Annotated in this window: 16 protein-coding genes; 12 read left to right on the top strand and 4 right to left on the bottom strand. The window is 68.2% G+C overall.

The features are described 5' to 3' along the window. The first annotated feature begins 29 nt into the window (after positions 1 to 29). From C5F46_RS11845 to rarD, 6 genes are all read left to right on the top strand, one after another. A complete protein-coding gene (locus C5F46_RS11845; RefSeq protein ID WP_107325560.1) occupies positions 30 to 353 on the top strand; it encodes a sarcosine oxidase subunit delta in 324 nt (107 codons plus the stop codon). Beyond that, positions 350 to 3,334 carry a sarcosine oxidase subunit alpha family protein gene (locus tag C5F46_RS11840; protein WP_107325559.1) on the top strand — a complete coding sequence of 995 codons (2,985 nt, stop codon included), beginning with the start codon at positions 350 to 352 and terminating at the stop codon, positions 3,332 to 3,334. Before C5F46_RS11845 ends, C5F46_RS11840 begins: the two co-directional genes overlap by 4 nt. Then, positions 3,327 to 3,887: a sarcosine oxidase subunit gamma gene (locus tag C5F46_RS11835; protein WP_107325558.1), complete on the top strand. Its 561-nt coding sequence runs from the start codon at positions 3,327 to 3,329 to the stop codon at positions 3,885 to 3,887. The genes C5F46_RS11840 and C5F46_RS11835 overlap by 8 nt, the downstream gene beginning before the upstream one ends. Before the next feature lie 75 nt (positions 3,888 to 3,962). Further along, complete coding sequence (locus tag C5F46_RS11830; protein WP_107325557.1) at positions 3,963 to 4,562, top strand: superoxide dismutase; 600 nt, start codon at positions 3,963 to 3,965, stop codon at positions 4,560 to 4,562. A 162-nt stretch (positions 4,563 to 4,724) separates the two neighbouring features. After that, a complete protein-coding gene (locus C5F46_RS11825) occupies positions 4,725 to 5,177 on the top strand; it encodes a baeRF12 domain-containing protein (RefSeq protein ID WP_107325561.1) in 453 nt (150 codons plus the stop codon). Between the two features lie 103 nt (positions 5,178 to 5,280). After that, positions 5,281 to 6,216 carry an EamA family transporter RarD gene (gene rarD / locus C5F46_RS11820; protein ID WP_107325556.1) on the top strand — a complete coding sequence of 312 codons (936 nt, stop codon included), beginning with the start codon at positions 5,281 to 5,283 and terminating at the stop codon, positions 6,214 to 6,216. On the opposite strand, the gene C5F46_RS11815 is transcribed toward rarD, so the two are convergent. Further along, positions 6,153 to 6,707, bottom strand: a complete 555-nt coding sequence (locus C5F46_RS11815) for an LOG family protein (RefSeq protein ID WP_107325555.1) — start codon at positions 6,705 to 6,707, stop codon at positions 6,153 to 6,155. The genes rarD and C5F46_RS11815 overlap by 64 nt on opposite strands. Positions 6,708 to 6,824: 117 nt before the next feature. Between C5F46_RS11815 and C5F46_RS11810 the strand changes: the two genes are divergently transcribed. Next, positions 6,825 to 8,165 carry a LysM peptidoglycan-binding domain-containing protein gene (locus C5F46_RS11810; RefSeq protein ID WP_107325554.1) on the top strand — a complete coding sequence of 447 codons (1,341 nt, stop codon included), beginning with the start codon at positions 6,825 to 6,827 and terminating at the stop codon, positions 8,163 to 8,165. A 5-nt stretch (positions 8,166 to 8,170) separates the two neighbouring features. Here C5F46_RS11810 and selD read toward each other — a convergent pair whose 3' ends face one another. Next, positions 8,171 to 10,342, bottom strand: coding sequence for a selenide, water dikinase SelD (selD, locus tag C5F46_RS11805; RefSeq protein WP_107325553.1), 2,172 nt, complete (start codon positions 10,340 to 10,342; stop codon positions 8,171 to 8,173). 162 nt (positions 10,343 to 10,504) lie between these two features. Here selD and nhaD point away from each other — a divergent pair, with 162 nt between their 5' ends. From nhaD to C5F46_RS11790, 3 genes are all read left to right on the top strand, one after another. Then, the gene (gene nhaD / locus C5F46_RS11800) at positions 10,505 to 11,809 is read left to right on the top strand and encodes a sodium:proton antiporter NhaD (RefSeq protein ID WP_107325552.1); all 1,305 of its coding nucleotides are present in this window, start codon (positions 10,505 to 10,507) and stop codon (positions 11,807 to 11,809) included. Between the two features lie 71 nt (positions 11,810 to 11,880). Then, positions 11,881 to 13,263 carry an aspartate aminotransferase family protein gene (locus tag C5F46_RS11795; RefSeq protein ID WP_107325551.1) on the top strand — a complete coding sequence of 461 codons (1,383 nt, stop codon included), beginning with the start codon at positions 11,881 to 11,883 and terminating at the stop codon, positions 13,261 to 13,263. Then, positions 13,260 to 14,645 carry a glutamine synthetase family protein gene (locus C5F46_RS11790; RefSeq protein WP_107325550.1) on the top strand — a complete coding sequence of 462 codons (1,386 nt, stop codon included), beginning with the start codon at positions 13,260 to 13,262 and terminating at the stop codon, positions 14,643 to 14,645. Before C5F46_RS11795 ends, C5F46_RS11790 begins: the two co-directional genes overlap by 4 nt. Positions 14,646 to 14,681: 36 nt before the next feature. Here C5F46_RS11790 and C5F46_RS11785 read toward each other — a convergent pair whose 3' ends face one another. Then, positions 14,682 to 15,647 carry a glucokinase gene (locus tag C5F46_RS11785; RefSeq protein WP_107325549.1) on the bottom strand — a complete coding sequence of 322 codons (966 nt, stop codon included), beginning with the start codon at positions 15,645 to 15,647 and terminating at the stop codon, positions 14,682 to 14,684. A 204-nt stretch (positions 15,648 to 15,851) separates the two neighbouring features. On the opposite strand from C5F46_RS11785, the gene C5F46_RS11780 reads away from it, so the two are divergent. Next, positions 15,852 to 17,399: a trimethylamine methyltransferase family protein gene (locus tag C5F46_RS11780; protein WP_107325548.1), complete on the top strand. Its 1,548-nt coding sequence runs from the start codon at positions 15,852 to 15,854 to the stop codon at positions 17,397 to 17,399. Positions 17,400 to 17,411: 12 nt separating this feature from the next. Here the strand turns inward: C5F46_RS11780 and C5F46_RS11775 are convergent, their stop codons facing one another. Beyond that, positions 17,412 to 18,809: an FAD-binding oxidoreductase gene (locus C5F46_RS11775; protein ID WP_107325547.1), complete on the bottom strand. Its 1,398-nt coding sequence runs from the start codon at positions 18,807 to 18,809 to the stop codon at positions 17,412 to 17,414. Between the two features lie 133 nt (positions 18,810 to 18,942). Here C5F46_RS11775 and C5F46_RS11770 point away from each other — a divergent pair, with 133 nt between their 5' ends. Further along, entirely contained in the window at positions 18,943 to 20,106 is a 1,164-nt protein-coding gene (locus tag C5F46_RS11770) for a YbaY family lipoprotein (protein ID WP_107325546.1), read from the top strand. Positions 20,107 to 20,189 lie beyond the last annotated feature (83 nt).

Genomic DNA, 20,189 nt, shown 5'->3' with positions numbered 1-20,189 from the left:
CGGCGGCTCCGCACGAACGAGGCTCTGACATGCTGACGCTCACCTGCCCCTGTTGCGGCGTGACAGCCGAGGAAACCGAACTCGCCCCTGGCGGCGAGGCGCATCTCAAACGGTTTGGCCCCGGCGCCTCGGAGGCCGAGTTCGAAGCCTATATGTTCGCCCGCGCCAATACCAAGGGCGTGGTGTTCGAACGCTGGCGCCACGCCTATGGTTGCGGCAAGTGGTTTCTGGCCGCGCGCTCGTCGGTCACGCTCGAGGTGTTTGGCACCTATCCGGCACAGACATCTGCACCGCCTGCCGATCTGATTGCCGCCATCAAGGCCAGGGTTCCTGGCTGGGAGGGGTATCCATGAGCCTGCGTCTGACCACCGGCGGCCGCCTGATCGACCGTGCCAAACCGCTCAGTTTCCGCTTCAACCAGCGCTGGATGACCGGCCTTGCCGGCGACACGTTGGCCTCGGCGCTTTTGGCCAATGACCGGGTGATGGTGGGCCGGTCGTTCAAATACCACCGCCCGCGGGGCATCGTCGCCTCGGGGGTGGAGGAACCGAACGCGCTGGTGGGGCTTGGCGAGGGCGCGCGGTTCGAGCCCGACCAGCGCGCCACCACGATCGAGCTGTTCGAGGGCGCGACCGCGATCAGCCAGAACCATTGGCCCAACCTCGCATTCGACGTGGGCGAGGTGAACAGTTGGCTCGCCCGGTTCCTGCCCGCGGGGTTCTACTACAAGACCTTCATGGCCCCGCAGGCCGCTTGGGCGCGGCTGTTCGAGCCGATTATTCGCCGCTCGGCGGGCCTTGGCCGCGCGCCCGACCGTGCCGATGCCGACCGCTATGAACAGGCCTATGCCTTTGCCGATCTGGTCGTGGTCGGCGGTGGCGTTGCGGGGCTGACGGCTGCGCTGGCGGGCGCCCGTGCGGGCCAGCGGGTGCTGGTGCTGGAACAGACCGCCCATTGGGGCGGGCGCGCGCCAGTCGATGGTGGTGTGATTGACGGTCTGGGCCCTGACGCATGGGTCAGGAACGCCGTCAAAGTTCTTGAAAAGATGGAAAACGTCACCTTGCGCCTGCGCTGTATGGCGGCGGGGCTGCATGATCACGGCCACCTGATCGGCTATGAACGGGTGGCCGATCATGCACCGCAAACCGATGCGCCACGGCATCGGCTGTGGCGCATCCGGGCGGGCAAGGTGGTCGTGGCCACCGGCGCGCTGGAACGGCCGCTGTCGTTTGCGGGCAATGATGTACCGGGGGTGATGCTGGCCTCGGCGGTGCGCGATTACGTTGTGAACTGGGCCGTGGCGCCCGGCCAACGCACGGTGATCGTGACCAACAACGATGACGCCTATCGCACCGCGCTGGCGCTGCTGGACGCGGGGCTTGCGGTTCCGGCGGTGCTGGATACGCGCGAAAGCCTGACGGGCGATCTGGTGCAGGCGGTGCGGGCGCGCGGCGTGCGCGTGCTGGAGGGCAAGGCGATTGCCAGGGTCAGGGGCCGGTCGCGGCTGCGCGGGGTCGTGATCTGTCGCCAGGATAGCGCGGGCGCCACGGCAATGTCGGAAACCATTGCCTGCGATTGCGTGGCGATGTCGGGCGGCTGGTCGCCGGTCGTTCACCTGTGGTCGCATTGCGGGGGCAAGCTGCTGTGGGATGCGTCGGCGGCGATGTTTCGCCCCGACCCGACGTGCCCGCCCACTGGCGCCGATGGCGCGGCGATGGCGGTCTGCGCGGGGGCTGCCTCGGGCGCGCTGGGGCTGGCCGACTGCCTGAGGGATGCGCACAAGGCCGCCGGCGGCACCGGCAAGCCCCCGCAGGCCAAGGCGCCAACCGAGGCGCCCATCGCTCCGGTCTGGGTGATGCCCGCCAAGGCGGGGATCGAGGCGCGGTCGAAGATGTGGCTCGATTTCCAGAACGATGTGAAGGTGTCCGACGTGCAGCTTGCCGCGCGCGAGGGCTATGAGAGCGTCGAGCATACCAAGCGATACACCACGCTTGGAATGGCCACGGATCAGGGAAAACTTAGCAACATCAATGGCCTGGCTGTTCTTTCCGAGGCGTTGGATCAGCCGGTTCCGGCCACCGGCACCACCACCTTTCGCCCGCCCTACACGCCGATCAGTTTTGGCGCCATCGCGGGCGAGGCGCGCGGAGACCTGTTTCAGCCGTTGCGTCGCACGCCGATGCACGGCTGGCACGAGGCGCATGGTGCGCATTGGGAACCGGTGGGCCTGTGGCGGCGGCCCTACTGCTACCCGCGCTCGGGCGAAACCCACCGCGATGCCGTGAATCGCGAGGTTCTGGCCACGCGCCGCAGCCTGGGGCTGCTGGATGCCTCGACGCTGGGCAAGATCGTGGTCAAGGGCCCCGATGCGGGCCGGTTCCTCGACATGATCTATACCGGCGTCATGTCCAGCCTGCCGGTGGGCAAGTGCCGCTATGGGCTGATGTGTTCCGACAACGGCTTTCTGATCGACGATGGCGTGGTCGTGCGGCTGTCGGATGATACCTGGCTGTGCCACACCACCACCGGCGGCGCCGACCGTATCCATGCCCATATGGAAGACTGGCTGCAATGCGAATGGTGGGACTGGAAAGTCCATACCGCCAACCTGACCGAGCAGTTCGCGCAGGTGGCCGTTGTCGGCCCCAATGCGCGCAAGCTGCTGGAAAAACTGGGCGGGATGGATCTGTCGAAGGACGCCTTGCCGTTCATGACCTTCGCCGAAGGCACGCTGGGTGGGGTCCGGGCGCGGGTGTTCCGTATCTCGTTCTCGGGCGAGTTGTGCTATGAGGTCGCGGTTCCGGCCTCGCAGGGGCTGGCGTTCTGGGAACGGCTGATGGCCGAGGGCGCAGAATTCGGCGTTACGCCCTACGGCACCGAGGCGTTGCATGTGATGCGGGCCGAAAAAGGCTTCATCATGATCGGGGATGAAACCGACGGCACCGTGATCCCGCAGGATCTGAACCTGGGCTGGGCGATTTCCAAGAAGAAGGTCGATTATCTGGGCAAGCGCGCGCAGGAACGCGCCCACATGGCCGACCCCGACCGCTGGCGGTTGGTGGGGCTGGAAACGCTGGATGGCTCGGTCCTGCCCGATGGCGCGATTGCCGCCGACGCGGGCTATAACGGCAACCGCCAGCGCAACACGCAAGGCCGCGTGACCTCGACCTATTATTCGCCCACACTGGGCCGTGGCATCGCCATGGGGCTGGTGCGGCGCGGACCCGAACGGATGGGCGAGGTGATCCGGTTCACCGCCGAGGGCCGCCTGATCGCGGCGCGGATCGTCGATCAGGTGTTCTACGACAAGGACGGGGAGAAGCAGAATGTCTGATGCCACCAGCGCCCTTCAGGGCGCGCGCACCGACGGCTTTGCCCGGATCGAGGCGGCGGGGCCGGTGGGCATGATCACGCTGCGCGCCGATCTGGGCGCGGCGCGGGTTGCCAAGGCGGTCAAGGCAGTCACCGGCTGCGCGATGCCGGGCCGGCGGCGGATCGTGACGGCGGGTGACAAGGCCGTGGGCTGGATGTCGTCGGACGAGGTGCTGATCCTCTTGCCCCATGCCGAGGCGCCCGGGGCGGTAGCGGTGCTGTCGGCGGCGCTGGCCAGGGATCATGCGCTGGTCGCCGAAGTGTCGGACGCGCGCGCGCTGTTCCGCATTGGCGGGGCCAAGGCCGATCAGGTGCTGATGAAGCTGTGCCCGGTCGATTTCGCCCGGATGGAACGTGACGAGTTGCGCCGCACCCGTGCGGCTCAGGTCGCCGTGGCGATCTGGCGGTCGGGCGACGATGAGATCAGCCTGATCTGTTTTCGCTCGGTTGCGGGCTATGTGGCCGGAATTCTTGAACATTCAGCAAGGACTGGGTCCGAGTTGCTGCCCGGCTGACCGGGTGCGGGGTTGACGTTTTGTCGCAGCGCGCTTCAATTGGAACGATTCAAACACCCCGAGAGGATTCGCCCCATGGCTTTCACCCTTCCCGATCTGCCCTATGCCCATGACGCGCTGGCCGCGCTGGGCATGTCGGCCGAGACGCTGGAATACCACCACGACCTGCACCACAAGGCCTATGTGGACAACGGCAACAAGCTGATCGCCGGCACCGAATGGGAGAGCAAGTCGCTTGAAGACATCATCCGCGGCACCTATTGCGCGGGCGCAGTGGCGCAGTCTGGCATCTTCAACAACGCCAGCCAGCATTGGAACCATGCCCAGTTCTGGGAGATGATGGGGCCGGGCGGCAAGACCATGCCGCCCGAGCTGGAAAAGGCGCTGGTCGACAGCTTTGGCTCGGTGGCGAAATTCAAGGACGATTTCGCCGCCGCGGGCGCGGCGCAGTTCGGCTCGGGTTGGGCCTGGCTGGTCAAGGACACCGACGGCAGCCTCAAGATCACCAAGACCGAAAACGGCGTGAACCCGCTGTGCTTTGGTCAGACTGCGCTGCTGGGCTGCGATGTGTGGGAGCACAGTTACTATATCGACTTCCGCAACAAGCGCCCCGCTTACCTGACCAACTTCCTTGAAAAACTGGTCAACTGGGAAAATGTCGCCGCCCGGATGTGACCGGCCTGCGGCGCACCGCGCCCGTGATCACCCGCCGGAGCGATCCGGCGGGTTTTTCTTGTCGTGCATGGTCTTTGTCGTACTCAGGGCTTTTTTCACAGCGGGGTCGGTCTTAGCTTGGATCTGCGGGTCTGCCCCGCGAACAAAAGAGAGGAGCGGACGATGTTGCTTGCAAAAGGCGCCTGGGTGGTCGTGGCCGATGGGGAGAAGGCCCTGATCCTTGAAAACACCGGCGATCTGCGCCAGCCGCAACTGCGGCTGATCGAACGTGAAGAGGCCGATACCGAGATGCCCGGTGCGGATACCGCACCTCCGGGCCGCGTGTTTGAATCGATGGCGGGGGGGCGGCGGTCGGCGATGGACCAGCCCGATTATGGCCGCCTTGTGGGCGAACGCTTTGCTGCCGATCTGGTCGAGATGCTGACCCGTCGCGCGCGGGCGGGCGAGTTTGACAAGCTGGTTCTGGTCGCCCCGCCGCAGGTTCTGGGTGCGCTGCGCGATGAAATGGACGATGCGCTGCGCGCGGTCGTGGTGGCCGAACTGCCCAAGACCCTGACCAAGCATCCGGTGGCCAAGATTGCCGAGGTCGTGGCGGCCGAACTCGACGCGCTGTAAGGGGCGGCGAAGGCGGGGGCTGTCTGCCCCCGCACCCCCGAGGATATTTGAACCAAGATGAACGGGCAGGGTGCCGGTATGGCCTCTTGCTTGCGGGGGATGAATGAACGAGGCGACGAAAGGCTTTTGGGCGATGGTCGCGGCCTGTGTGGTCTGGGGGCTGTCGCCGCTGTTTTACAAACTTCTGGCCGAGGTGCCGCCGCTGGAGGTGCTGAGCCACCGGACCTTGTGGTCGCTGGCCTTCTTTGGTGCGGTTCTGGCGGTGCAGGGGCAGTTGGGCGCGCTTTGGGCGGCATTGCGCGGGCGCGGCGGGCTGGTGATCGTGTTTGCGGCGCTGATGATCTCGGTCAACTGGTTTTTGTTCATCTTTTCGGTGCAGTCCGGGCGCGCGATCGAGGCGAGTCTGGGCTATTACATCTTTCCGCTGGTGGCGGTGCTGATCGGGGTTCTGGGCTTTGGTGAGCGGCTGGGGCGGGTGCAGGCGCTGGCGGTCGGGCTGGCGGGGCTGGCGGTGGTGACGCTCAGCCTCGGGCTTGGCGCCGCGCCCTGGATCGCGCTGATGCTGGCGGCGAGTTTCGGGCTTTACGGCATGGTCAAGAAGCATCTGGCGGTGGCCCCGGTGGTGTCGGTCGCAGCCGAGGTGCTGGTGCTGGCACCGCTGGCGCTGCTGTGGCTGGGGGGGCTGCATGCGGGGCTGTGGGCCGACGCGCGGCCCGGCGCGGTGTTTGGGCAGGAGGCGGGCACAAGCCTGCTGCTGGCGCTGTCGGGGGTTCTGACGGGGGGGCCGCTGATGCTGTTTGCCTATGCTGCGCGTCGGGTGCGGATGACGACGGTGGGGCTGGTGCAATACCTGAACCCGACGCTGCAATTTGCCTGTGCCACGCTGGTTTTTGCCGAGCCTTTCACGCGCTGGCATGCGGTGGCCTTTGGGCTGATCTGGCTGGCGCTGGCGATCTACAGTGCCGCGAGCCTGCGTCAGCCGAAGGCCGTGGCCAGACCGGCTTCCAGCGCGGCCACGTCGGGCACCAGCACCAGATAGTCGCGCAGCGAGGCATCGGCAAAGCCCTCGGCCACGATCTGATCCATCAGGCGCATCAGGGGGGCCCAGTAATCTTCGGTGTTCAAAAGGAAGATCGGTTTCTGGTGCAGGCCGATCTGGCGCCAGGTCAGAACCTCGAACAATTCATCCAGCGAACCGGCGCCGCCCGGCAGCACCGCGATCGCGTCGGAATTCATATACATGACCTTTTTGCGTTCGTGCATGTCTTCGGTCACGACGAAGGTGGACAGGTCTCGCTTGCCGACCTCGCGCTGGAACAGGTGCAGCGGGATCACGCCGAAGGTCTGCCCGCCCGCGCTCTGGGCTGCACGCGCCACCTCGCCCATCAGGCCCACATCGCCCGCGCCATAGACCAGCCGCCAGCCCCGCGCGGCCAGCATCGTGCCGGTGGCCTGTGCGGCGGCGGTATAGCTGGCGCGGGTGCCGCAACGCGAGCCGCAATAGATGCAGACGGATTTGGGCGGGGTCATCGGGTGATCCTTCGGCTTTGCGCGGCGGGGTGGCGGTTCTTGTCAGGTGATAGCGGGCTTGTTAAGCTGGCTCAAGCGGTTAGGGCATTGGGCCGTGGCGCCGCGGCGGGGGCAGGGATGGCACAGGCGCAGGCAGAGAGTGCGGAGCCCGCGGCAGCCCCGCGCGCGCCCGCAGGCGGGGTGGTTGGTGGGCTTGTGGCGGGGGTTGCTGCGGCTTTGGGGCTGGTGGCGGTGGTGGGCGTGGTCGCCGTTGTCCTGCCCAAGCGCGATCAGCCCGAAGCCGCTCTTGCGTCCGATCCGGCAGAGAGCACGGCGACCGTTGCCCCCGCATCTGTGATCGAGGTGGAGCCGCAGGTGGCGGCGCCGATCACACCCGAGCCGGATGCCATTGCAGGCGCCGCGCCCGAGAATGCGCCACAGATTGTGTCTGCCCCCGTGCCAGAGGCGCCGACGCAAGCGCTGGCCGATCCTGCCGCAGCGCCTGCGGCGAGTTCCGAGGCGGCGCCTGACCCGCTGTTTGTCGCGGCAGGTGAGGCGCCACCTGTTCCCCGGCCGGTGGTTTCCGAGGTGGTGGCCGCCCCGGCGCCGCCGCGGTTTGACACCTTGCGCGCCGCGCCTGACGGGTCGGTTCTGCTGGCGGGGCGGGCGCAGGCGGGGGCCGGGGTCGAGGTTCTGATCGATGGCGTCGCGGTGGCTTTGGCCGAGGCCGATGCGCAGGGTCAGTTCGTGGCCCAGTTCGATCTGCCCGGTGCAGATGTTCCGCGGTCGGTGGCCTTGCGGATGCTGTCGGATGCCGGGGCACCGGTTGTGTCTGACGAGACGCTGATCCTGGCCCCGGCGGCAGGCACCGGCACCGCGACGCAAGCGGTGGCACCCGAGGTGTTGCTGGCCGATGCGCAGGGGGTTCGGGTGCTGGACCCGGCGCCGGGACGGCTGGTGATCGACACGATGGGCCAAAGTCTGGTGGGCCAAAGTCTGGGGGGGCAGAGCGCAGGGGGTCAAGGTGCAGGCCCGGTGCGGGTGACCGGGCGCGGCGCGGGGCAGGGCCATGTGCGCGCCTATCTGGACAATGCCCTGTTGGCCGAGGCGCCGGTGGATGAGGCGGGTAACTGGGCGCTGGACCTGCCCGCGCCCGCGCTCGCGCCGGGTGCCCATGCGCTGCGGATCGACGCGATAGATGCGTCGGGTCAGGTGCGCGCGCGTGCCGAGACGACGCTGCAGGATCTGTCCGAAGTGGCGGTGGCGACAGGATCGCCGCAGACCATGGTGCCGCCGCCTGATGCGGGGCAGGTGCGGGCGCAGGTGGTGACAGTCGAGCGCGGCTATACCTTGTGGGCCATCGCCCTTAAAAACTATGGCGATGGCCTGCTTTATGTGCGGATTTTCGAGGCCAACAAGGACCAGATCCGCGACCCGGACATGATCTATCCGGGGCAGGTGTTCGCGATTCCCCAATAGCGCGGTTACGCGCGCACTGTCAGATGTGGCGGCCCCGCGGTGACGGTGCCGATCCGGGCCGGGCTGCAGCCGGCTGCGGCAAGTGCGCCCAGAACCTGCGCCACCGCCTCGGGCGGAACCGCGGCCAGCAGGCCGCCTGCGGTTTGCGGGTCATGCAGCAGGTCCGCGCGCGGGTCTTGGGGCGCGCTGATCCGCCCGGCCAGCGCCGCGATATTGGCGGGCAGCAGGCTGGAGCCATGGCCCGCCGCCGCCAGCGCCTCGGCACCCGGATAGACCGGGACGGCGGCCAGATCGAGGGTTGCGGCCACGCCCGACGCCTCCAGCAGGCCAACCAGATGCCCCGCCAGCCCAAAGCCCGTGACATCGGTCATCGCATGGGCGTGGGGCGCGAGGATTGCCGCGGCGGTGCCCTGTGGGCGGGCCATCGCGGCCAGCGTGTCGGCCACCACCGCGCCGGGGGCCGCGCGGGCCATTTCGGCGGCAAGGATGACCCCGCAGCCAATCGGTTTCGTCAGGATCAGCGCATCGCCGGGGCGCGCGCCCGACTGGCCGATCGGTCGTTGGGCCAGCCCGGTGACCGTAAAGCCCAGCGTCAGTTCGGCGCCAAGGCTGGTGTGGCCGCCGACCAGATCGGCGCCCGCGGCGCGGAAAACCTCGGCGGCGGCGGCCATGATCTCGGTCAGGGTGCGTTCGTGCAGCGCGGCTGACATCGGCGGCAGCACCACCTGCGCAAGGGCTGCCTGCGGTGCTGCGCCCATCGCCCAGATATCGCCCAGCGCATGGGTCGCAACGATCCGCGCAAGGGTGAACGGGTCTTGGGTAAAGGCGCGCATGTGGTCGGTGGTGATGACCTGTCGGTCGTCGCCGTGGGCCAGCACGGCGGCATCGTCGCCCGGCCCGGACAGAACATCGGCGCGCCTGGGCGTGGGCAGCGCGGCCAGCGCAGCGTGCAGGCTGGCCGCGCCCATCTTGGCGCCGCAGCCGCCGCACAGCGGCTTGGCCCCCATCGCCTCGGCCACGCCCAGCGCCACCAGGCGGGGCAGCGGCGGCGCGGGCATTGGCGGCAGGTCATGCACCCGCGCCATGAATCGGCGGTCGATCCGGTCCTTCCAGCGCCAGAGCCAGGCGCCATCGAGCGGCAGCCCCCATTTGTCAGCCACCGCGGTTCGGTCGCCGGTCGAGATCAGCTTGAGATAGTCGCGCTGCGGCTGGTAGGGGCGCAATCGCCCGCCGGTCAGTGCCGCGGTCAGGTTCGCCAGCAGCACCGGCGCCTGCCGCACCGCATAGACGCCCGCCTTGGGCCGCGGCGCATGGGCCATGTGGGCCACGTCGCCCGCAGCGAAAATTGCCGGGTCAGAGCTGCGCAGGGTTTCATCCACCGTCACAAAGCCCCCGGTCAGGTCCAGGCCGGTGCCCGCCAGCCAGTCGGCCGGGCGGGTGGCGCCGGTGCCCAGAATGAAGGCGCCCGGAATGCGCAGCCCGCCCGCGATCTCGACCGCGCCGGGATGCACCGCCACCGCGGGCGCCCCGGTCATCAGCCGCACGCCAAGGCGGCCCATATGGCGCAGCATCCGCCCCCGCGCGCCGGGGCCAAGCGCCGTCAGCGCCTGCGGTGCCGCCTCGATCACCGTCACCTGCGCGCCCTTGCCCAGCCGGTGCGCGCAGGCCAGCGCCAGTTCCACCCCCGCCACACCGCCCCCGATCACCGCTACCGTCGGCGGCAGCGTGCCCGCCGCCACCGCCTGCACGAACGCCTCCCACCGGTCGGCGAAATCATCCAGCGGCTTGACCGGCACGGCATGGTCGGCAAAGCCCGGCAGGGCGGGCATGTCGGCGGTGATGCCGGTGTCGATCGAGGCCAGATCATAGGCTACCGGCGACCTCCCCGCCAGCAGCACCCGGCCCGTGGCCCGGTCGATCCCCGTAGCCCGGTCAAGGATCAGCCGCGCCCCCGCATGGCGCGCCAGCCGCACCAGATCGAGTTGCAGCGCCGCGCGCGGATAGTGCCCTGCCACATGCCCCGGCAGCATCCCCGAATAGGCCGCCGTGGGCAGCGGGTTGATCACCGTCAGCCGCACGCCGGGCAGGGGATTCATCCCCCACATCCGCAACAGCAGGGCATGCGCATGGCCGCCGCCGATCAGAACAAGGTCTTGGGTCAGGGGGATCGGGTGCATGATGGGGTCAGGGGGCCTTTGGTTTGCGCAGACCCTAGCGCGCGGCCCCCCGAAGGCCAAGCCTCAGCGCGCCAGGATCGCGGCTTTGCCCAGCGTTTTCTGCTTCCCGGCTGCGGTGCTGCGCTGTAGAGGGATCATCATACTTGCACCCTGGGGGGAACCGTGGAGACGCTGGATCTGACACGCCATTGGGCGGGATATTTCTCGCTTGCGATATTTCTGCTCGCCTATGTTCTGGTGATCTTCGAAGAGGCCACCCACATGCGCAAATCCAAGCCCGTGATGCTGGCCGCGGGCCTGATCTGGGCGGTGATCGGCGTGGCCTACATGCAGGCGGGGCTGAGCGATCAGGTGCATGAACATGCCACCCATGTGATCGAGGAATATGGCGAACTGTTCCTGTTCCTGCTGGTGGCCATCACCTATGTGAACACGATGGAAGAGCGCCGCGTTTTCGACGTGCTGCGCGCCAGGCTGGTGGGCATGGGGCTGAGCTACCGCAAGCTGTTCTGGTTGACCGGGGGGCTGGCATTTTTCCTGTCGGGGGTGCTCGACAACCTCACCACTGCGCTGGTGATGGGGGCGGTGGTGATGGCGGTGGGGCGCGAGTCGCCCCGATTTGTCGCCATGGGCTGCGTCTCGATCGTCGTCGCGGCCAATGCGGGCGGCGCCTTTACGCCCTTTGGCGATATCACCACGCTGATGGTCTGGCAGAAGGGCAAGCTCGCATTCTTTGAATTCTTCGTGCTGTTCCTGCCGTCGCTGGTCAACTGGCTGGTTCCTGCGGCGATCATGCATTTCGCCCTGCCCAACGCGCAGCCGGCCCCGGCGACGGAACGGGTCATGGCGAAGCCGGGGGCGTTGGGGGTGGTGCTGTTGTTCATGGCGACCATTGTCACCGCGGTCAGCTTCAAGAACTTTCTGCATCTGCCGCCCGCCATGGGCATGATGCTGGGGCTTGGTTACTTGCAGATGTTGTCGTTCCTGCTGAAAAAGCGCGGACGTCGGCAGAACAACGGCGACATGGTTCTGGACAGCTTCAGCGAGATTCAGCGCGTGGAATGGGATACGCTGCTGTTCTTCTTCGGCATCCTGTTTGCCGTGGGCGGGCTTGGGGTGCTGGGCTATCTGGCGAATGCCTCCGAGCTGCTTTACACCGACCTTGGCCCCAGCATCGCCAACAGCATCCTGGGCGGGTTGTCGGCGATCGTGGACAACATTCCGCTGATGTTTGCGGTGCTGACGATGGACCCCGCGATGTCGGACGGCCAGTGGCTGTTGATCACGCTGACCTGCGGCGTGGGCGGGTCGATGCTGTCGATCGGATCGGCCGCCGGGGTGGCGCTGATGGGGCAGGCGAAAGGTGCCTATACCTTCTCCAGCCACCTGAAATGGACCTGGGCGATCGCGCTGGGCTATTTCGCTGCAATTGGTGTTCACATGGTGCTGAACGCGCATCTGTTCTGACCCTGCATCCCGGCCGGGCATCCCCCGGCCGGGGCGTTGACGCCGCGCGGGCGCTGTGATCAGGTCGCACGATGACCCGGACCGACCCCCTTATCGGTGGTGTGCCTGCTGGCCGCATCGCCGCGCTTGCCGCCCGCGAAGCGGCGGCCTATGCCGCCGCGCGCCCGCAGTGCCACGCGGCACTGGAGGCTGGGGCTGGGGCCTTTCTGGGCGGCGTGCCGATGCACTGGATGCGCGACTGGCCGCAGCCCTTTGCGCTGGTGGTGGCGCGGGCGCGCGGCGCGCGGCTGTGGGATATCGACGGGCATGGGCTGGATGATTTCTGTCTGGGCGATACCGGCTCGATGTTCGGTCATTCGCCCGCCCCCGTGGCGCGCGCGATCCGGGCGCAGGCGGGCCGCGGGCTGACCTACATGCTGCCCAGCCAAGACGCGCTGGAGGCCGGGCGGTTGCTGGCTGACCGCTTCGGCCCGTTCCGCTGGCAGGTCGCCACCACCGCCACCGACGCAAACCGCTTTGCGCTGCGGGTGGCGCGGGCGGTGACGGGGCGGCCCAGAGTGCTGGTGTTCAACGGTTGCTATCACGGCACGGTGGACGAGGCGATGGTGCGCCTGCACGCGGGCCGGACCGAGGCCCGCCCCGGCCTTGTCGGTCAGGTGGCCGACCTGACGCGCAGCGCCATCGCCTGCGAGTTCAACGATCTGGCGGGCGTTGAGGCGGCGCTGGCCACGGGCGAGGTGGCCGTCGTTCTGACCGAACCCGTGATGACCAATTCCTGCATGGTGCTGCCCGATCCGGGCTTTCACGCGGGCCTGCGCGATCTGACGCGACGCCATGGCGCGCTCTTGCTGATCGACGAAACCCACACCCAGTCCTCGGGACTTGGTGGCTATACCCGCCTGCACGGGCTGGAGCCTGACATTCTGGTGGTCGGCAAATGCGTGGCGGGCGGGGTGCCTGCCGCCGTCTGGGGCCTGAGCGATGAGGTGGCGGCCCGTTTTGCCGCCTATGACGCCGCGCGGGCGCCGGGCCATTCGGGCATGGGCACGACGCTCTCGGCGAACCCGATGCAGTTTGCGGCCCTGCGCGCCACGCTGGCCGAGGTGGCCACGCCGGCGGCTTTCGCGGTGATGGAGGCAGGCGCCGCGCGGCTGCACGCAGGGCTTGCCCATGCGATCACGTCCCATGGTGCGCCCTGGCATGTGGTGCGCGTGGGGGCGCGGGTCGAATTCATCTGCGCCCCCGGCCCGCTGCGCAACGGCACCGAGGCCGAGGCGGCCCATGCCCCTGCGCTGGAGGCTGCGTTGCACATGGCGCTGCTGAACCGCGGTTGCCTGATCGCGCCGTTCCACAACATGATGCTGATTTCCCCCGCCACCACGACGCGTCAGATCGACCGGCTGATCGCCGCTTTCGCCGCCGTGCTGGCTGACCTGTTCGGACCTGACACATGACCCATTCCCCCACCGGCTCCACCCTCGCCGAAGCCGAGGCATTTCTTGCGGCCCACCCCGAGATCGAGGCCTTCGATATCGTTCTGCACGACGCCAACGGCATCGGGCGGGGCAAGATCATTCGTCGGCACGAGTTGGCCGGGCTTTATACCGGGGGGCGGCATCTGCCGATTTCCATTCTGGGCCTAGATATCGTGGGCGAGGATGTGCATGAAACCGGCCTGATCTGGGATCAGGGCGATGGCGATCTGCGCGCCTGGCCGATTCCCGGCACGCTGAAGGCGCTGCACGGCACCAACCCGCCGCGCGGCGAGGTGCTGATGAGCATGTATCATCTGGACGGCGCCGAGATGACATCCGACCCGCGCCACGCGCTGGCCCGGCAGGTGCGAGCAATGGCGGACGAGGGGGTGCACCCGGCGGGCGCGTTCGAGCTGGAGTTCTTCCTGCTCGACCCGACCTTTGGCGAAGACGGCTATCCGCGCCCCGCGGCGGCGGTGCTGGACGGGCGCCGCTCGGGCTGGACCGAGGTCTATTCGGTCGATCACCTGCACGGGATGGAGCCCTTGTTTTCCGACATCTACCGCGCCGCCGAGGCGATGGGGATCAAGGCCGAAACCGTGATTTCGGAATATGCGCCGGGCCAGTATGAACTGACGCTGCATTACCGCACCGATGTAATGCAGGCCGCCGACGATCTGGTGCGGCTGAAGCGCATCGTTCGGTTGCAGGCGCGTCGGCATGGGGTGGTGGCCTGTTTCATGGCCAAGCCGATCGAACGCTATGCCGGATCGGGGATGCATTTCCATGTGTCGTTGCAGGACGGGGCGGGACGCAATGTCTTTGCCGAACAGACCGAAGGCCAATGGACGGACACGATCCTGCATGCACTGGGGGGGCTGCGCGCCACGATGGGGGATTCGATGCTGGTCTTTGCGCCCCACGCCAATTCCTGGCGCCGGTTCGCCGCGCAAAGCTATGCGCCGGTCAGCCCCAGTTGGGGGGTGAACAACCGATCCGTCGCGCTGCGCATCCCGGCGGGTGCGGTGGCCGCACGGCGGATCGAACATCGCCCCTCGGGCGTGGACGCCAACCCCTATCTGGTCGCGGCCACGGTTCTGGCCGGCATCCGCCACGGGCTGCGCCATCGCATCGACCCCGGCCCAGAGACGACCGGCAACGGCTATGCCGGGGGCGATGATCTGCCGATTCCGGTTGACTGGCGCCAGGCGATCCGGGCGGCGCAGGACTCGGCCTTTCTGAAAGACGCGCTGGGGGCCGACATGCACCGCACCTTTACCGCGATCAAGGCCGCCGAACTGGCCCGCGTCGCGCGCACCATCGCAGATGTGGATTACGACCTCTATCTGCACACGGTCTGACACTGACAGACGGGGCGGGCGGGATCCGGGCGGGCCTCAGCCCATCCGGCCTTGCAGGTAATGCGCGCAGCCGGTCAGGGCGGCGAAATCGTCTTCGATCATGAAGACGGGGAAATCCTGCATGAAACCGGAAAACCGGCCCTTGTCGCGGAAGGCGTCGGCAAAGCCGAAGGGGCCAAGCCAGGGCGCAAAAGCGCGCGCCACGCCGCCGCACAGGCCGATGCCGCCATAGGGCAGATGGATCAGCGCCAGATTGCCCGCAACCATCCCCAGCAGCCGCACAAAGATGCGCCCGGTTTCCACTGCCTGCGGCTCGCCCGCGGCCAGCCCGGCCATGATCGCGGGGGCGCTCGCCTCGGCCAAGCCGCCATGGTCGCGCTGCACAAAGGCATGAAGCCGTTCCAGCCCGCGGCCCGACAGCACATCCTCCACCCCCGGAAAGCCATGCGCGGTTTCCACAAACTGCAGCAGCCGCAGGTCTTCGGCGCTGCGCACCGGCAGGCTGGCATGGCCACATTCCGAGGGCAGCACGATCCGGCCCGCGCCGGTTTCATGCACGGGCGCCGCGTTGAAGCCGGTGCCGACCCCGATTACCAGCTGCGTGGCCATTGCCGCCGCCGGGCCGCGCGCCGCCATCACCGGGCGCTGTGCGCCGGGCGCCAGATGCCCCAGAGCATGGCCCTGCGCCTGAAGGTCGTTCAGGATCGCCACCACCTCGGCGCGGGTTGCGCGGGCAAGGCTGTCTGCGGTGATCGTCCAGTCGAGATTGGTCAGATGCGCCGTGCCCTCGCGCACCGGGCCAGCCACGGCCACGCAGGCACCGGCGCAATCGACGCCTTCCTCGATCGCCAGATAGGCCGCCAGCACGGCGTCGAAGGTGGCAAAATCGGCATTGGCAAAGCGGCGGATCGACTGCGGCAAGAGCCGCGCCCCCTCGGCCAGGGCCACGCGGGTATTGGTGCCGCCGATATCGGCCAGAAGCGAGTAGCGGTTGGGGGTCATTCGTGATCTTTCCGTGCGCGCCTGAGGTGGTGATAAGCTGCCTTGGCCGCAGCCCGCAAGTCTTGTGGCAGTATCGGGTTGCGGCGGTGCAGCCTGTTGCGGGGCGCGATGTCGCATTTGCCCGGCAGATGACGCAATCGGCGCGTGGCGGGGCAGGGCCGCGCGGTAAACCCGGACAAGGGATCAGGCGGAGGGGGATGTGCGATGGATGACACGGCGGGGGCAGGGCGGCGGGTGCGCGGCGGCGGCGGCGCGGCCCGGCGGGCAGAACGCACCGCAGTGCGCAGCGAGTTCACCCGCTACATCGAGCGCAACATCCCCAACCTCGACATCCTGACCGAGGAGGGGCTGGCGATCATCGAGGCCAATGCCGACACCGTGCTGGAGGAAATCGGCGTCAATTTTCCCGACAATCCGGCGGCTTTGGCGCTGTGGCGCGCGGCGGGCGCCGATGTGCGGGGCGACAGGGTGCGGCTGCCGCGCGGTCTGGCCCGCAGCCTGTGCGCCACCGCGCCCGCGACCATCACCCAGCACGCCCGCAACCCCGACCGCAACGTGGTGATCGGCGGCAAGGGGCTGGTGCTGGCGCCGGTCTATGGCCCGCCCTTCGTGCGCGACCGCGACGGCGGGCGACGCTATGCGACCATCGCCGATTTCCGCAACTTCGTGAAACTCGGCCAGATGTCGAAATGGCTGCACCATTCCGGCGGCACCGTCTGCGAACCTACCGATGTGGCGGTGAACAAGCGTCATCTGGACATGCTGCATGCGCATATGACGCTGTCGGACAAGCCCTACATGGGGTCGGTCACCGAACCCGCGCGCGCCGCGGATTCGGTCGAGATGTCAAAGATCCTGTTCGGCGCCGATTTCGTCGATCAGAACACGGTGATGACGTCGCTGATCAACATCAACTCACCGCTGACCTTCGACGCCACGATGATGGGCGCGCTTGAGGTGTATGCGCGCGCAGGTCAGGCCTGCATCATCAGCCCCTTTATCGTGGGTGGCGCGATGGCGCCGGTGACGGTGGCAGGCACGCTGACGCAGGTTCTGGCCGAGGTGCTGGCGGGCGTGGCCTACAGCCAGTTGATCCGCCCCGGCGCGCCGGCGATCTTTGGCGCCTTCGTCACCTCGATCGACATGAACTCGGGCGCGCCCACCTTTGGCACGCCCGAGGCGGCGCAGATCACGCTGGGCGCGGGGCAACTGGCGCGGCGCCTGGGGCTGCCCTACCGCAGCGCGGGTGCCTTTTGCGGGTCGAAACTGCCCGATGCGCAGGCCGCCTATGAAAGCGCCAACAGCCTGAACATCGGGCTGTTGGCGGGCGTCAACTTCATGCTGCATGCCTGCGGCTGGCTGGAGGGCGGGTTGGTGTCATCCTATGAGAAATATGTGATGGATGCCGATCAGCTGGGCGTGTTGCACCGGCTGGCCGCAGGGGTGGACGTGTCGGACAACGGGCAGGCGATGGCGGCGCTGCGCGAGGTGGGGCCGGGCGGGCATTTTCTGGGCTGCGATCACACCCAGGCCAATTTCAAGACCGCCTTCTGGCGCACTGATCTGCTGGATTACAAACCCTTCGAGACATGGGAGGAGGAGGGCGCCCGCGATACCGTGGCGCTGGCCCAGGCGCGGGTGCACAAGATGCTGGGCGAGTATCAGGCCCCCGATCTTGACCCCGGCATTGCCGAGGCGCTGGCCGATTATGTCGCCCGCAAAAAGGCCGCGGTGCCCGACGCGTTTCTGTAACAGGGCGGCGGGTTACAGCACCTTGCCGGGGTTGAGAATGCCCCTGGGGTCAAGGCTGGCCTTGAGGTGCGCCAGCAGCGCCAGTTCCGCCGGGCTGCGGCTGTGGCCGAGCCATGGCTTCTTGTGCAGCCCGATGCCGTGTTCGGCCGAGACCGAGCCGCCAAAATCGCGGATGATGCCGTAAACAGTGGCCTCGATGGCCTGACCCGCCGGGTCGTGGTCGGTGATCGGGCCGGTGATCAGGTGGATGTTGCTGTCGCCCGCATGGCCAAAGACCACCATCGGCAGGCCCGGAAACTGCGCCGCCAGCGCCGTACGCAGGGCCGCGACACAATCGCCGATCTGCGCCAGCGGCACCGACACGTCAAAGTTGACGCTGGGGGTATAATGCGCCAGCAACCCGGCCACCGCATCGCGCAGCGCCCAGAAATCGGCAACCTCGCGCTGCGAATGGGCCAGAACGGCATCGGCCAGCCAGCCCTGTTCAAAGGCCGCCTCCAGCATCGCCTCGAACGCCGGGCGGTCGGCGTCGGGGTCGGCGCCCTGCATCTCGATCAGGGCATACAGCGGCGCCCCCTCGGGCAGGGGGGCACGCGCGCCGCCGTGGGTCAGGGCGGCGGCATAGTAATCGGCCCACATCAGTTCAAACGCGCTGACCCGGCCCGACAGGGCGCGTTGCGCGTGCCGCAGCAGCGTCACGGCCGCGTCAAAGCCCGGCAGCGCGACCAATGCGGCATTGGCTCCCGCCACTCCCGGATGCAGCCGCAGCACGGCGCGGGTGATCACGCCCAGCGTGCCTTCGGAGCCGATGAACAGGGGTTTCAGATCAAGGCCTGCGTTGTTCTTTGGCATCCGGTTCAGCATCGGCAGCACCGTGCCATCGGCCAGAACCACCTCCAGCCCCAGAACCAGATCACGCGCCATGCCATAGCGGATCACCCGGTTGCCGCCCGCATTGGTGGCGATCATGCCGCCGATCTGGCACGATCCGCGCGCACCCAGATCCAGCGCGAACATCATCCCCGCCGCCGCTGCCGCCTCTTGCACCTTATGCAGGGTGGCGCCCGCCTGAACCAGCATCAGCCCCGAGGCGGGATCGACCTCTTCCACCGCCGCCATCGCAGCCAGCGAGATCAGAACCGCCCCCGTTGACGGCACCGCCCCGCCCGCAAGCCCGGTCAGCCCGCCCTGTGGCACCACCGGCCGCCCGGATGCATGGCACAAGGCCAGCACCGCCGACACCTGCGCGGTGCAGCGCGGGGTGACATGGGCCAGGGGCGTGCCGCCGGGCTCGCCGCTCCAATCATGGAGGGCGGCGGAGGGAATGTCGGCGCCGGTTTTCACCGCCCCCGGCGCCACGGCGGCGGCCAGCCTGCGCAGAAATTCGGCTTGGTCGGTGGGGGTGGGCATGGGGTCTCCGGGCGGGGGATGGCAGATCATGCCTGTTTCTGGTCGATCCGGTGCCGGTTCACAAGACATGGGCCGCGGCGCGGATCGGGTATTGTGACGCCGCGCGACAGGTCGGCCCGACCCGGCGCGGGGCATGACCCGGCCTGTGTTGTCCTGCTGGCTTTGTGTTGCATGGGGCGACGGTTCTGGCATCATCGGGCGACGGTCGGTGGTGGCATCGCCGCAGTCGAGCGGGGTTGGGATGATGGTCCGGTTGCTGGCGATACTGGTGGCGGCGCTGATCGGGGTGGCGCCGGGGCAGGCGGATGTGATCCGCGGCGCAGCGCAGTGGCGTGAGCGCATCGCGCTGGGGCCGGGTGTCACGCTTGAGGTGGTGCTGGCCGATACCGCGCGCGCCGACGCCCCGGCCGCGGTGATCGGTCGCAGCGTGATCGACAATGTGGGCAACCCGCCGGTGGCCTTTCAGATCGACTATGCCCCCGCCGCGATGGCGCCGCAGGGGCACTATACGTTGCGCGCGACGCTGACGCACAAGGGGCGGTTGCTGTTCAGCACCGACCAAGGTGTGCGCGTCCTGTTCGAGGGCGCGCCGCGATCGGTTGATCTGCTGCTGCGCCCGGTGCCTGTGAGTGAGCCTGAGCAGGCCCCGGGCGATCTGCCGCGGCTGATTTCGGGCGAGGTGCGGCTGCATCGTGACGGTCCCGCGCTGCGCGAGTGCCTGACAGGGCGGGTGTTTCCGCTGGAACCGGGGGGCGCCTTTGCCGGGCTGGAGGCCGCGGTGCGCGCGCATCGCAGCGGCCCCGAGGCCGTTGTTCTGGCCAGCGTCGAGGGCCGGGTCATCACCCCGCCGATGTCCGCGGGTGTGGCCTGGCCGCGGCTGGCGGTAGATCGGTTCATAGCGGTCTTTCCCGGCGAAAGCTGCGATCAGCACCGCGCTGCTGCCGGTCTGGTCAATACTTACTGGAAGATCCTTGCGCTGGAGGGCGCGTCGCTTGCCCCGGCGCCGGGACGGCGCGAGCCGCATCTGCTGCTGCGCGGCGGCGAGGATGCGGGCTTTGCCGCGACGGTGGGCTGCAACCGGATCGTCGGAGGCTATCGGCTGGCGGGGTCGGCGCTGACGTTCGAGCCGGGCGCCATGACGCGGATGGCCTGTCCGCCGCAGCTCGATCTGTGGGAGGAACGGCTGCGCGCCACGCTGGCCCAGACGCAAAACTATGATCTGGGCGGGCAGGTGCTGACGCTGCGCAACGCCAGGGGGCGGGCGATTGCCGATTTCCGGGCGGTCTATCTGCCATAGCCGGTTCCGGCGTTGGGCGTTCGGGCACGGGCCAAAACAAACGGGCCGGGAAAGCCCGGCCCGTTCTCCTCCCCGACGCTTTG

It is taken from the genome of Phaeovulum veldkampii DSM 11550, from assembly GCF_003034995.1.
Lineage (GTDB): Bacteria > Pseudomonadota > Alphaproteobacteria > Rhodobacterales > Rhodobacteraceae > Phaeovulum > Phaeovulum veldkampii.
Note: the sequence above shows the minus strand (reverse complement) of the source record. Positions and strands in the feature narration are given on the sequence as shown.